The organism is Myxococcus guangdongensis (assembly GCF_024198255.1).
In the GTDB taxonomy this organism is placed as follows: Bacteria; Myxococcota; Myxococcia; order Myxococcales; family Myxococcaceae; genus Myxococcus; species Myxococcus guangdongensis.
Genome location: NZ_JAJVKW010000001.1, coordinates 833,503 through 847,199, shown reverse-complemented (window position 1 = coordinate 847,199; position 13,697 = coordinate 833,503). Strand labels below are relative to the sequence as shown.

Here is a 13,697-nt window from a genome sequence, read left to right as displayed (position 1 = left end):
GCGGCGGATTTCGCACCGCGAACGGACAACGCCTGTCGCGCGTGATAGAGGCGGCGCGCCATGTCCCCTGCGCTCTTGCTGTTGTCCCTGTTGTCGACCGTGCCCCAGGTGTCCGAGTCGCCCTCGGAGGCATCCTCGTGGCAGGCCCGTCTGTCCTTCCTGGGGAGTGATCCGAACGTGGACCGTTCGGGCTCCACGACGAGCTGGAACGCGGCGCTGGACGCGCGCTCGCCAGAGCTGACGGCGGGGCTGCGCGCGGAGGCGGAGCTGTCGTTCTTCGTGAACGCCAACGGAGTGCAGGGCGTGGGCTTCACGGACAACGGGAGCAACTTCCGCCTGCGCTACCGTCCCGCGGCCTGGGCTTCGGACGAGAGCCTGGCGCTGAGTGTCTTTCCGCTGAGCTCCACGCGGGTGTACCTGGGGGCCGTCTATCCGGTGACCTGGGGCCGGGACGTCTTTCCCACGGGTGACAGCAGCAGCGAGCCCGCCGTGGAGCTGCGGCTCGCGCGTCAGCGCTGGGCGGCCTTCGTGGCGCTCAAGTCCGCGGAGTTGCCGACGTGGGACCTGGAGCGGGCGCGACACTACGCGGTGCTCGCGGGCGGACAGGTCGAGGTCGCGCCCGGGCTGCGGGTGGAGCTGGAAGGGATGTACGTGGACCGGGGGGACAGTCCGGGCCTGGCTGGCATGGGGCGTGAGCTGTCGGTCATCCTGCGCGGTGGCTCCGCTCGGGTCTTCTGGAGCCGGGGCGAGCCCATCGGCGCGAACGTGGACCTGTCACTCTTCCGGGGAGACCCCACCTTCTTCGAGCGGTTCTTCACGCCCTCGGCGTCCTCGACGGGGGTTTCCGCGTCGCTCTCGCTGGAGGGCAGCCTGATTTCCCAGGACCTGGAGAACCCAGCCGGAGGCTTCGGCAAGTTCGCCGAGACGTCTCAAGCGGCGGCCCTGGATGGGCGGCTGCGGTTGGGGGCGTGGCGTGTCCATGCCCTGGCCTGGTTCCGGACGGCGAGCTTCCTCCAACTGGATGGGCCGGGCTTCCCTCCGTTCATGGCCTTCCCTCTCGAGGCGGACCCTCGCGCCGAGGTCTCCGGCTCGCTGGGCGTGGACTACCACCTGACGGACTGGGGCCTGACGCCCGGCTTGCTGGCGCGCGTCTCCTTGCCGGCGGCGTTCCGCTCCTCAGAGGCGCTGGGGGTGGACCGGGTCTTCATCGTCCAGGGACGCAACCAGTTCTCCCTGCTGCCGGTGGGCGAGGACCGCGCCACGGTCCTCACCCTGAAGGCCACGGCGAGATGGGACCTGGGGCGCGTGGCCGGCGTCGTGGGCGAAATCTCCTATATGCATGACCCCAACCAGACGGAGTTCCGAGACGACGTGACGGGGATTCCGGAGCCCGTCTTCATCAAGGCGAGCGCCTGGGGCGCCACGGTGATGCTCCAGGCCCGCTTCTGAGAGGCTTTCGAGACAGGCGCGGTGCTCACGGAATCCCGATGCACTGTGTTCTCTGAAAACGAGACACAAGAAATGGTTTCGTGGCGCAAGGAGTGGTCAGTCTTCACCCAGATGCTCTGGCCCGCCGCGCCGTCGACATGTTTCCATGCGCAGCATGCGAAGACTCATTTGCATGCTGTGGGCGGTCCCGCTGTTGGTGTTGGCGGGATGTGGCAGTGACTCGGACTCGTGCGACGGCAACCCGTCTCCCGAGACCTACAAGGGCGGCAAGCGCGTGACCTGTTCAGGCACGGCGGACGCCGACGTCGCTTGTTGTGGCTACATGGCTGAGACGTGCAACTACACGCTGTGCCGCAAGAGCGTGTGCGGGGACTGGGTCGAAGAGTCCTACGTCTGTCCCTGAGCGCGGACCTGGGTTGATGCTCGTTTCCGGAGCCGGGCCTCCGGGGATGGGCGGTCGACCGTGTCTGACTTGACTGTGGTTGGGAAGTCGCCGTGGGTGTCCCCCGGGACTGTGCCCGGTGGTGTGAGGCCCCGCGCTTCCTTCGGAGCGTCTCGACTCGCGATGCGAGGGACGCGTTCCTCCGGATGAGCACGGGGCCTTCGTGCGTCCGTGCAACTAATTGCGACGCTTGTTCGCGAGGAACTCCTCGGCCCAGCGCTTCACCGTGTCCGCCGCGTCGCCGTCAGACGCGCGCAGGGCCGCGGCCAGCGTGGCCGGATTGGTGGAGTCATCACCCTGGGCGGCCGTCTGGCCCTTCTTGCGAACCCAGACGCGCGGGCCGGCGGGAGCGGCGGGAGCAGCCGCGGGAGTGGGCTTCTCCTCACGCGACTCCGAGCGACGGCGGCGCGACAGGATGACATCCGGCAGCGAGTGCGGCGCGGCGTGCTCCACCCAGGCGGAGTGCAGCCGGCCTGTCGCAATCATCTGGCGACGCTTCTGGTAGTGCGCGGAGCAGTAGCCGAGCGTGCGCACGGGCTGGCGACAGCCGATGACAGCGCAGGCGACGGGCTGCTCGACGACGGCCTCGACCTTGGGAGGAGGCTGGGGCGCGACGGGGGCCTTGGGGGCCACGCGCGGCGTGGTGATGGGTTGCCCGCTCATGCGCTCGGACAGGCGGCGCAGCGAGGCCACCAGCGAGGCGAACGACTCCTGCACGGCGCCCTGCACGATGGACTGGAAAGCCTCATCCAGGGACGGCGTCGCCGAGGGAGCGCCGCGCGCGGGCTGAGAGCGGGTGTTTCGGGGGGAGGGGGAAACGCGACGGGCTCTAGGCATGTCGTGGCTGGCGTAGCACGGCTCAGGTTGTTCGACTATACGTGAATGTTCACCGCTCACTGGCGGGCACTCCGGGCGAGCCGTCGAGCTGACTTCACGCTGCTCGAGGGTGTTGAGGACTGCTGTCGAGATGCCGCCACGGTGCGCGCGGGTATCGATGTAACGCGGACGCTCGCGTTTCAATGTCTATGCAGTGGCGACGTCCCTGTCCCGATTGACGGCGAACACCGAGGCCCTGGCCACTGTCGGCGGCTGCGCGTCAGGCTTGCCCCGTGGCTGCATGGGCAGGCGCCGGGTGGCGGGCAGGCTGCGAGCCTTCGTTCGAATGTGGGGGGGCTGATGCGCCAGGCCTGCATGCGCTGGGATGGAGCGTGCTTCACGTCTCCGGAGTCACCCATCCGCGCGCCTTCGAGGGGCTGCTGCTGGCGGTTCGTGGCCGGCCTGCTCAGCCACCGGGCTCGAGCTCCCCAGGTGTCATGGAGCCATCGCGACGGAGGACGCGGAGTGTCTTGTGATGTCAGGAGCCCGAAAAGGCGAAGGCCCCCAAATCACATGGACTTGGGGGCCTTCTTCTTGGCGAGGAGTACGGGACTTGAACCCGTGGCCTCCGGCGTGACAGGCCGGCGTTCTAACCAACTGAACTAACTCCCCACAACATTGGGCGGAACAGGGATTGAACCTGTGACCCTCGCCTTGTAAGGGCGACGCTCTGCCGCTGAGCTATCCGCCCGAGGGCGTGTTCCGCGTTGCGACGAGCGGGCTTTTATAAGTGGCTCCCTCCACTGTCAAGCACCTGTTTCGGAGGCGCCGATATTCCGTCACCGACCGCGCGGAGCGTGAAATCGCCCGTGCGGTCGGTGAGTGATCCGCCTAGGGCGCGCTCACGGCGCCCACGTCCGCGGCCTGGAAGCCGTTGCCGCTGCCGCCCCGGTCATCCCGGTCTCCAAAGCAGTAGGCGCCACCGTTGAGGGCGTAGCGGTAGGCGTAGACGGTGCCAGCGGGGAGGTTGCCCGGCAGGTCCGCCGAGAACTGGTCGTTGTTGCCGCCACCCTCCTCGCTGAGGAACGGGGCGGCAATCCAGGTCCAGCCCCCCACGCCGGGGTCCTGCTGGGCATCGCCGTAGCCCAGGTGAGCCACCAGGCCCACGCCTGGTCCGCTCTGGGTCGTGACGCCGGCCTTGTAGACCTGCCCGTAGATGGTCGTGGGGTTGGGGCCCACGGTCACCGAGAAGGGCCACTGGAGGTTGCAGTACTCGATGTCCTGGTGGTTGCCGACGGTGAGGGCGTGCTGCTGGCCCGGGGTGTACCCGCCCACGTCGCTGCCGTCCTTGTCGCAGTACGTCCACGCCGTGCCGTCCGTGGAGTAGCGCAGGCTGACCGCGCGGTTGCCGGTGTAGGCCGGGTGGATGCTGGTGGAGAACTCGTCCGTGTCCGCCTCGCCCTCGGCCTCGCGGGCGTACGCCGCGGCCTTCCAGGTGAAGGAGGCGGGGGTGGCGGAGGCGTCCACGTCCGCGTTGCCCAGGCCCACCTGCACCTGGAGCCCCGTGCCCGCGCCCGCGCCGTTGGTGACGCCCGCGAGGCGCACCCGGCCGGTCACGGTGACGGCCGCGCCGCTGCCCACCGTCGTCCCGCTCACGCTCTGCAGCCGGCAGAAGTCCGCCGCCGCCGGCGCCTGCACCGTCAGCGTGCCGGCCTGCTCGAGCGAGAAGCCGTTGCCCAGCCCGTCCGCGTCGCAGTAGCGGAACGCGCCGCCATTCACGTTGAAGCGGATGGCGAACTTGTAGCGGCCCACCGTGCCCGGGTTGGGCAGCGCGGCCTTCCACTCGTCGTTGTTGCCGCCGTTGGACTCACGGTTGAAGCTCGTCCCCGTGGTGGTCCACTGCCAGCTGGCCGCCGTCGGCTCGTCCGTCTCCGGGCCGTAGCCCACCTCACCCTGGATGCCCGCGCCGGCGCCCGTGCCCGGGGTGACGCCCTCCATGTAGACCTGGGCGTAGATGTCGATGGGCGCCTGGCCCAACTGGTACACCTCGTTGGGGGGCGGCTCGTTGGACTCGCCTCCGAGCTTGCACCAGCCCACGGAGATGTCCTGCGCCGCGCTCACGGTGAGCGTGCCCGTCTTCGCGGGGTCGAAGCCCGCGGCCCCGCCGCTGTTGCCGTCCGAGTCGCACAGCAGGTACGCGCCGTCGTTCACCTTGAAGCGGTAGGCGAAGCGGTAGCTGCCCACCGCGCCCGGGTTGGGCAGGGTGGTCTCGAACTGGTCGTTGTTGCCGGACTCGTCCTTGTAGGCGGCCGTCGTCGCCCAGTTCCACTGCGCGGACGTGGCCGGGTTCTCACCCGCGGGACCCCAGCCCAGCTGTCCCACGATGCCGGTGCCCGCGCCCGCGCCCGCCGTCACGCCCTGCACGAACACCTGTGCCAGCACCTTGCGGGTGGCCGCGGCGCCCGCCGCGTACGTCACCGTCTCCGGGTTCGGCTCGTTCGCCGGCCCCAGCTTGCAGAAGCCGATGACCTTGGGCACCACCACCTCGCCGGTGACGGTGAGCTGGCCCAGCTTGTCCAGCTCGAACTCCTGGCCGCCGTCGTCCACGCCGTTGCCGTCGCACACGCGCACCGGGCCGCCGTTGCCGCTGAAGCGCACCGCGTAGCGGTACTCGCCGTTGGTGCCCGGGTTGGGCAGCGTGGCCTTCCACTCGTCGTTGACCTGGAAGTTGTCCTTGTTGAACACGAGCGCCGTGGACCAGTTCCACAGCGCCGAGGTGCGCGGGTCCTCGCCCGCGGGCCCCCAGCCCAGCTGACCGGACAGGCCCGGGCCGGCGCCCACCTTGTCCGTCACGCCCGGCATGTGGACCTGCGCATAGACGGTCTTGAAGCCCGACGTCTGCGTCGTCTGGTAGTTGATGACCTCGGGGGCCTTCTGGTCCTCGCCAATCTTGCACCAGCTCACCGGCGGCTTCGGCGCCTCGGTGCCCACGGTGAGCGTGCCCAGCTTGGCCAGGCTGAACGTCAGCTCGCCCTCGGTGCTGTCGTTGACGCCGTCCGCGTCGCAGAAGCGCCAGGCGTTCTCACTGATGCTGAAGCGGAAGGCGAGCTTGTACTGGCCCTCGGTGCCGGGGTTGGGCAGCTCCGCCTCCCACTCGTCGTTGTTGCCGTGCTCCGCCTTGTAGACGGCGGCAATCCACGTCCACGCCGCGGAGTCGCGAGGGTCCGAGTCCACCGGGCCGTAGCCCAACTGCGCCACCAGCCCCGAGCCCGCGCCGGCGCCCTGGGTGATGCCCGCCGCGTACACCTGGCCCTGCACCTTGAGCAGCGTGGTGTCCGTGGGACGGTAGAACAGCTCCGGGTTGGCGCGGTTGCCGTCGGGGCCCAGCTTGCAGTAGTCCACGCGCGGCCGGGAGATGAACACCCGGCGCAGCATGTTCTCCGCCACGCCGTTGGCCATGCCGTCGCCGTCCGCCATCACCCACGTGGTGCCGCCGTCGATGGAGAAGCGCATGGTGATGACCCACTCGCGGCTCTCTCCGCCGATGGCCGGCTGCAACAGCACGTTGCCCTTGTAGATGTCCGCCTCGCCGCTGTCGGAGTCGCCCTCGTACGTGGCCTCCTCCCAGGTGTAGCTGTCCTGCTGGAGCAGCGCCGAGTTGGCGGGCGCGAAGCCCACCTGGGCGCGCACCCCGCCGCCCTGGCCCACGCCGCGCGTCAGCCCCGCGACGGTGATGGCGCCGCGCACCAGCACGCCCACCGGCTGGCCGCCGCTGACCGCCTCCGTATTGCTGTTGATGACCTCCGCCTGGTCGATGTTCCTGCCCGGCGGGCCCTCGTAGGTGAAGCCCTTCACCAGCGTCCCGTGGGCGCCGTCGGGGTTCACCACGCGCACGTCCACCTGCGCGGTGGTCGCGGTGGGCGAGTAGCCATAGATGCGGAACGCGTTGACCACCACGACGCGCAGGGCTTCCTGCTCGCCGAGGTAGAGCTTCGCGCCGTCCTTGAAGCCGGACCCGTAGACATTGATGAGCGTGTTGCCCGCGATGGGACCGCCCGAGGGGGTGATTTCCCTCACGGTGGGCGCGGTCTGCTCGGAGGGTTGATTGCCCTCCTTGTCATCACCACAGGCCACGGCGAGCAACGGCAACACGAGAAGAAGGGACCGCAGACAACGGGACATCGGCCATCACCCCTTGACGCCGCCGGCGGTCAACCCGCCGACGAGGTGCTTCTGGAGAGCGAAGAACAACGCCATGACCGGCGCGGACACCACGAGCGCGCAGGCGGCGAACTTGCCCCACTCCACCTTGTACTCGCCCACGTACCGCTGGAGGGCGACGGGCAGGGTGAAGCGGGTCGGGTCGTTTATCAGCGTGGCGGCGAGGACGAACTCGTTCCACGCCGTCATGAAGGAGAACAGCGCCGTCACGGCCAGCGCGGGGCGGGCCAGCGGCAACACCACACGGAGGAACACCTGGAGGGGCGTGGCCCCGTCCATCACCGCCGCTTCCTCCAGCTCGCGCGGCAGCGTGTCGAAATAGCCCTTCAACATCCAGATGCAGAAGGGCAGGGCGGTGGTGGCGTACACCAGCACCAGCCCGGTGAGGCTGTCGAGCAGCCGCAGCTTCTGCAGGATGCTGTAGATGGGCACCAGCATCAGCGTCGCCGGGAACATCTGGGTGATGAGCAGCGCCTGCATGCCGCCCTCCTTCCCCGGGAAGCGGAAGCGCGACAGCGCGTACGCCGCCGTCACCGCCAGCGTCAGCCCCACCACCGTCGTCGCGCCGGACACGATGATGCTGGAGAGCACCTGCCGGCCGAACACCCACCGGCCATGCACGTCCGTGCTCAGGAGCACTTCCCGGAAGTGGTCGAACGTCACCGCGTCCGGGAAGGGGTTGGCCGTGAGCGACAGGCCGTCCGACGGCGACAGCGCCATCTTCACCACCCAGAGCACCGGGTAGAGCGTCACCATGCACATCAGGCTCAGCCCGGCGTGGATGAAGGCCATCTTCAGACCCGAGGGCTTCTTCATCACGCCGCCTCCTCGGTGCGCATCAGGCGCTTGGTGAAGACGGACCAGCCCAGCAGCACCACGAAGATGAGGACCGAGTACGCGGCGGCGAAGCCGTACTGCTCGTTGCGCTGGAAGGCCCAGCGGAACGCCTCGGAGACCAGGATGTCGGTGGCGCCGCCCGGCTCGCCTCCGGACACCAGGTAGATGATGTTGAACATGTTGAACGTCCACACGCTGCCCAGGATGACCGCGGGCAGCATGGCGGGCTTGAGCAGGGGCAGGGTGATGTGCCGGAACTGCGTCCAGCGGCTGGCCCCGTCCACCTCCGCGGCCTCGTAGAGCTCCGGGGGGATGGACTGCAGCGCGCCCAGCGCCACCACCATCATGAAGGGGAAGCCCAGCCACGTGTTGGTGGCCACGTTGGCCGCGAACGCGGTGGAGAAGCGCGTGAACCAGCTCACCGGCTCCAGCCCCAGCGCCACGAGCAGCCCGTTGATGGCTCCGAACTGCTGGTGGAACATGCCCTTCCACATCAGCGCGGTGATGTAGTTGGGCACCGCCCACGGGATGATGAGCAGCACCCGGTACACGCCGCGCAGCTTGAGCAGCGGGTCCTTGAGCAGGAGCGCCAGCCCCAGGCCGATGCTCACGTGCAGCACCACGTTCACCGCCGCCCACAGCAGCGTCACCACCAGCGTGAAGTAGAACGAGAGCGGCTCGGTGATGCTGTAGCCACGGCTGGCCAGGATGTCGACGAAGTTGGCCAGGCCCACGAAGGTGTACTGGCCCGCCTCGTGGTGGAACAGCGACAGGCCCAGGCCCACCGAGAACGGGATGAACACCAGCACCAGCAGGCCCACCGCCGCGGGCGCCACGTACGTCGCCGCGCGGGCCACGTCCGGGTAGCGCTGCCGGAAGGTCATCCCCGGCGCGGGCCGGCGCAGCACCCACGCGGTGCCTCCCACCGCCATCACCCCCACGAGCCCCAGCCAGGGCACGGGGTTGGCCTCGGGAGGACGCTCGCGGTGCAGCGCGCGGTAGCGGCGGTCCGCCAGCGCGCCCGCGTCCTCGGGCTGGGCGCCGCCCTGGAGCACCGCGCGCAGGGTGAGCTTCATCGGCTCCCACACGCGGGCCATCTCCAGCGTGTTGGGCATGGGCGTGGCGTTCACCGCCGCCTCGCGGAACGAGGAGATGAGCGTGTCGTCCTTCACCGCCTGGAGCTGGTACGCCTGCACGTCCGCGGGAATCTGCCGGCCCAGCGTGGTGCGCACCCGCGACGCCTCGCCCAGCGACAGGAAGCGCGCCAGCTCGTGCGCCGTGGACGCCTGCTCCGTGCGCGCGGTGACGAACGCGGCCTCCACACCGAGGAAGGGACGCAGGGGCGTGCCCGTCTCGCTCACCGTGGGGAGCGCCACGACCCGATAGGCCACCGACGGGGCAATCTCCCCGGCGAACCAGGGGCCGCTGATGATCATCGCCGCGCGGCCGTCGTTGAAGAGCGTCTTCACCAGCGCCCCGCTCACCTCCTGGGGCATCAGCTTCTCGTCCTGGAGCTTCTTCACGAACGCCAGCGAGCGCGCCATGCCCGGCGTGTCGAAGCTCGCCTTGCCCGCCTCGTCGAAGAGCTTGCCGTCGAAGCCGAAGAGGAAGGGCGCGTGGAAGTAGAAGTCCCCGCTCTCGTACGCCAGTCCGAAGCGCCCTTCGGCGGGGTTGGACAGCGTGGGCAACAGCGCCAGCAGCTCCGCCGTCGTCGTGGGCGGCCGGGGCACGAGCTTCGTGTTGACGTAGAGCGCCAGCGACTTGAGCGACATCGGATAGCCGTACACCTGGCCATCCACCTCCAGCGCCTCCACGGTGTTGGAGAAGTAGTCCTCGCGCCGGAAGGCGCCACGGGTGGGCGCCACCAGGTTCTGCGAGTGGAAGTTGCGCAGCCGCTCGTGGTTGAAGATGAAGACGTCCGGGCCGGCGCCATGGGGAATGGCGTTGGTCAGCTTGGCCGCGTACGCGTCATAGGGCAGCGCGAGCAGGTCCACCCGCACGCCCGTCTCCTTCGTGTAGAGGTTCGTCGCCTCCAGGAGCGCCTTCTCCTCGCCGCCCCGGTACGCGTGCCACAGCTTGAGGGGCGCCGGGCCTTCCGCCGCGTGCGCGCACCAGGCCGCCGCGAGGAGCACCAGGGCGCAGAGTCTCCTCAAGACGCCACCTCGAGCGTCTCGTGCTGGGTGGGGTGGCGAAGGGCCACGGCGCCGTCCTCGCTGAAGACATGCAGCGCGTCGGCGACGGGCGCGAGCGCCACCTTGTCCCCCACGGAGACGTGGGTGCCCTTGTCGAAGCGCGCCGCCACCGGGCCCGCCTCCGTCGTGACGAAGGCGTAACCGTCGAACCCCAGCCGCTCGACCGCGTCCACCGTGCCGGACAAGGGCCCCAGCGCCGCCACCCGCAGGTCTTGCGGCCTCAAGCCCACCAGCACCCGCTCACTTCCCTGCGGCAAGTCCCGCGGGCTCAGCAGGGTGAAGCCCTTGCCCACGAGGCTTCCTCCGTCGCGCCGGGCCTCCAGGAAGTTCATCGACGGCGAGCCCAGGAAGCCCGCCACGAACCGGTTGGCCGGGCGGTTGTAGAGCTCCAGCGGCGGGCCCACCTGCTGCAGCACGCCTCCGTTGAAGACGGCCACCCGGGTGGCCAGCGTCATCGCCTCCACCTGGTCGTGCGTGACGTAGATCATCGTCGCGCCCAGCCGGCGGTGCAGCCGCGCCAGCTCTCCGCGCATCTGCACGCGCAGCGCCGTGTCCAGGTTGGACAGGGGCTCGTCGAAGAGGAACACCTGGGGCCGCCGGACGATGGCGCGGCCCATGGCCACGCGCTGACGTTGACCACCCGACAGGGCCTTGGGCTTGCGCTCCAGCAGGTGCCCCAGCTCCAGCATCGAGGCGACCTCCGCCACGCGCGAGTCGATCTCCGCCCGGGGCAGCTTCCTCAGCGTCAGGCCGAAGGCCAGGTTCTCGCGCACCGTCATGTGCGGGTAGAGCGCGTACGACTGGAACACCATCGCCACGTCACGATCGCGTGGCGGCACGTCGTTGACCCGCTTGCCGCCGATGCGGACCTCGCCCGCGTCCACCTGCTCCAGCCCCGCGATGAGCCGCAGGAGCGTCGTCTTCCCGCAGCCGGACGGGCCCACCATGACCAGGAACTCGCCCTGTCCCACCTGAAGGTCCACGCCCTTCACGATGAGGTTGGAGCCAAACGACTTCTTGATGCCGTTCAGGGTGACTTCGGACAAGACGCTCTCGGAAAAATGGGGGGAGAACGGCCGCGCACCTTACCCGGAGCCTCGCGCTTTCCCCAAACCTGGCCGGTTGGGCGCAGTGCGTTATTTTCGGCGGAAGTCATCCGGAAGTTTCCGGCAGCCGTATTGATGCTCGTCGAGGGACAGGGCGGGGATGGCCGCCTTGTCAGCCCTGGAAGTCGCTTGTTATGGAAGCCGGCATCTGGTTCGTCGAGGTCTACCCCACCGCATGAGCACTCCCCGCTGGTCCCTTCCGAGGGGCATGACCCTGGTTTCGCTGCTGTTCGCCCTCGGGTGCAGCGAGAGCGATTACGTCCGGCTGTATCACAGCGAGGCGCGCGCCCCGAGCTACACGGTGGAGGACGTGGAGTCCCTGAAGCACATGGGTGCCACCTTCGTGGATCAGGGTGTCAACTTCGCCCTGTACTCGGAGAACGCGACGCGCATCGAGCTGCTCCTGTTCGACGACCCGGAGGTGAACTCGCCCTCGCGCACGTACGCGCTCACCCGCTACGGGGACGTGTGGAACGTCTACGTGGAGGGCGTGGGGCTGGGCCAGCACTACGGCTTCCGCGCCTGGGGGCCCAACTGGGAGTTCGACCCTCGGTGGTTCCCCGGCTCCATCCACGGCTTCCGCGCGGACGCGGACGTGTATGGCAACCGCTTCAACCCGAACAAGCTGCTCACGGACCCGTACTCGAAGGCGCTGCACCGCGACCACGACTGGAGCAAGGGCAGCACCGCCAGCGGCCCCGCGCGCAACGAGGTGACGTACGCGGCCTCCGCCAAGAGCGTGCTGGTGCAGAGCGGCTACCAGTGGGGCGACGTGGAGCGGCAGTACCGCGCCAACCGCGAGGACGAGCAGTGGTCGGGCCACAAGTGGCAGGACCTCATCGTCTACGAGGTCCACGCCAAGGGCTTCACCGCGGACCCCGCCAGCGGCGTGCGCTTCCCGGGCACCTACCGGGGCATGGGCGAGAAGGCCGACTACTTCAAGGACCTGGGCATCACCGCCGTGGAGCTGCTCCCCATCCACGAGAAGCCGCTGGATGGCGGCTACTGGGGCTACCAGACCATCAACTTCTTCGCCCCCGAGCTCTCCTACGCCGCGCACAAGCTGCCCCACCAGGTCATCGACGAGTTCAAGTGGATGGTGGAGGAGCTGCACAAGCGCGACATCGAGGTCATCGTCGACGTCGTCTACAACCACACCGGCGAGGGCGGGCTGTGGCGCGAGAAGCTGGAGTCCGACGACGTGCTGCCCGGTGAGCCGCTGGACTCGTTGGACCCGGCGGAGGTCGCGGGCCTGTACTCGTTCCGCGGCATCGACAACCAGGCGTACTACGGGCTCACGGGCGACCGGCGCACGTACTGGAACAACACGGGCGTGGGCAACCAGACGCGGCCCAACCACCGCCCCATGCGCAAGCTCATCATCGACAGCCTGCGCTTCTACGTCGAAGAGCTGCACGTGGACGGCTTCCGCTTCGACCTGGCGCCCATCCTGGGCGAGAGAGATCAGGACTACAACCGCTGGGACGACCCGAAGAACACGGTGCTGCAGGACATCATCGACGACCCGGTGCTGCAGAAGTTCAACACCCGCATCATCGCCGAGCCCTGGAGCGCGGGCGGCTGGTACTGCATGCCCATGGGGGAGTTCCCCAACTCGCTCACGCAGCCGGGCAACGGCTGGTACGAGTGGAACGGCCGCTTCCGCGACTGGTGGCGCGCGTTCATCAACCGCGACGACTGGAAGCTCAACTCCAACGAGGGCTCGCTGTGCGGGCGCCCCGGCTCCGCGGACGGCGCGTTCCTGATGTACGGCAGCAAGGAGTGGTACGTGCGCAACGGGCGCCGGCCGTACCACTCGATGAACTTCATCACCGTGCACGACGGCTTCACGCTGTACGACTTGTTCGCGTACGAGGTGAAGCAGAACAAGTGCGGCCCGTTGAACCCGGTGTGCTGCGACACGCCCAACAGCCCCTTCTGCGACAAGGTCAGCGGCGAGGACCACAACCGCTCGCGCAACTGGGGTCCCGTCGGCGACGCGCGCGCGGAGGGCATGCGCCGGCAGATGATGCGCAACGCCTTCATGGCGATGATGGTCAGCCACGGCACGCCCATGATCCTGGGCGGCGACGAGTGGATGCGCACGCAGCTGGGCAACAACAACGCCTACTCCACGCGCGCCGACAACCCGTTCAACTGGTACCAGTGGGGTGCGTACCTCGCGCGTGACGAGCGTCACCGGATGTACGAGTTCGTCAAGGCCGCCATCCGCCTGCGCAAGGAGCACGCGTACGCGTTCGCTCCGCCCGATTACGAGAAGGGCTCGCCGCTGGTGTGGAAGAGCGCGCAGAACAGCGAGGAGGTGGGCTGGGACACCAAGCAGCTGATGATGCACTACCCGGACACGACGCACGGCCCGGAGCTGGTGGTGCTCATCAACATGGAGCCGCGCGCGGTGGAGTTCACCCTGCCGCCCGGGCGCCAGTGGAAGCGGCTCATCGACACGCAGGCGTACTTCGACAGCCCCGAGTACCTGTCCGCCACGGGCCTGGACCCGAGGGCCACGGGCAACTCGTGGCTGGACGCGCCGTCCCCGGTGACGGGGGCGACCTACGGGGTGCCGGAGCGGACCATCGTCGTCCTGCGCGCGGAGTAGGGGCAGGCAGGCGAGGT

The 13,697-nt window shown here is 68.9% G+C and carries 8 protein-coding genes and 2 tRNA genes; 3 read left to right on the top strand and 7 right to left on the bottom strand.

The window, feature by feature from the left end; translation table 11 throughout:
* Positions 1-60: 60 nt before the first annotated feature.
* Positions 61-1,449: a hypothetical protein gene (locus tag LXT21_RS03430; RefSeq protein ID WP_254036638.1), complete on the top strand. Its 1,389-nt coding sequence runs from the start codon at positions 61-63 to the stop codon at positions 1,447-1,449.
* Between the two features lie 172 nt (positions 1,450-1,621).
* Positions 1,622-1,852, top strand: coding sequence for a hypothetical protein (locus tag LXT21_RS03425; protein ID WP_254036637.1), 231 nt, complete (start codon positions 1,622-1,624; stop codon positions 1,850-1,852).
* Positions 1,853-2,068: 216 nt separating this feature from the next.
* Here the strand turns inward: LXT21_RS03425 and LXT21_RS03420 are convergent, their stop codons facing one another.
* From LXT21_RS03420 to LXT21_RS03390, 7 genes are all read right to left on the bottom strand, one after another.
* Positions 2,069-2,620: a cell wall protein gene (locus LXT21_RS03420; RefSeq protein WP_254036636.1), complete on the bottom strand. Its 552-nt coding sequence runs from the start codon at positions 2,618-2,620 to the stop codon at positions 2,069-2,071.
* Between the two features lie 682 nt (positions 2,621-3,302).
* Positions 3,303-3,379: transfer RNA gene (locus LXT21_RS03415), tRNA-Asp, on the bottom strand.
* 7 nt (positions 3,380-3,386) lie between these two features.
* Positions 3,387-3,458 (bottom strand) — tRNA-Val (locus LXT21_RS03410).
* A 140-nt stretch (positions 3,459-3,598) separates the two neighbouring features.
* Positions 3,599-6,889, bottom strand: coding sequence for an IPT/TIG domain-containing protein (locus LXT21_RS03405; RefSeq protein ID WP_254036635.1), 3,291 nt, complete (start codon positions 6,887-6,889; stop codon positions 3,599-3,601).
* 6 nt (positions 6,890-6,895) lie between these two features.
* Positions 6,896-7,744 (bottom strand): sugar ABC transporter permease, encoded by an 849-nt coding sequence (locus tag LXT21_RS03400; RefSeq protein ID WP_254036634.1) that lies wholly within the window; start codon positions 7,742-7,744, stop codon positions 6,896-6,898.
* Positions 7,744-9,918, bottom strand: a complete 2,175-nt coding sequence (locus tag LXT21_RS03395; protein ID WP_254036633.1) for an extracellular solute-binding protein — start codon at positions 9,916-9,918, stop codon at positions 7,744-7,746. Before LXT21_RS03395 ends, LXT21_RS03400 begins: the two co-directional genes overlap by 1 nt.
* Positions 9,915-11,003 carry an ABC transporter ATP-binding protein gene (locus tag LXT21_RS03390; RefSeq protein ID WP_254036632.1) on the bottom strand — a complete coding sequence of 363 codons (1,089 nt, stop codon included), beginning with the start codon at positions 11,001-11,003 and terminating at the stop codon, positions 9,915-9,917. Before LXT21_RS03390 ends, LXT21_RS03395 begins: the two co-directional genes overlap by 4 nt.
* A gap of 268 nt (positions 11,004-11,271) precedes the next feature.
* Between LXT21_RS03390 and LXT21_RS03385 the strand changes: the two genes are divergently transcribed.
* Entirely contained in the window at positions 11,272-13,680 is a 2,409-nt protein-coding gene (locus LXT21_RS03385) for a glycogen debranching protein (RefSeq protein ID WP_254036631.1), read from the top strand.
* The last annotated feature ends 17 nt before the right edge of the window (positions 13,681-13,697 follow it).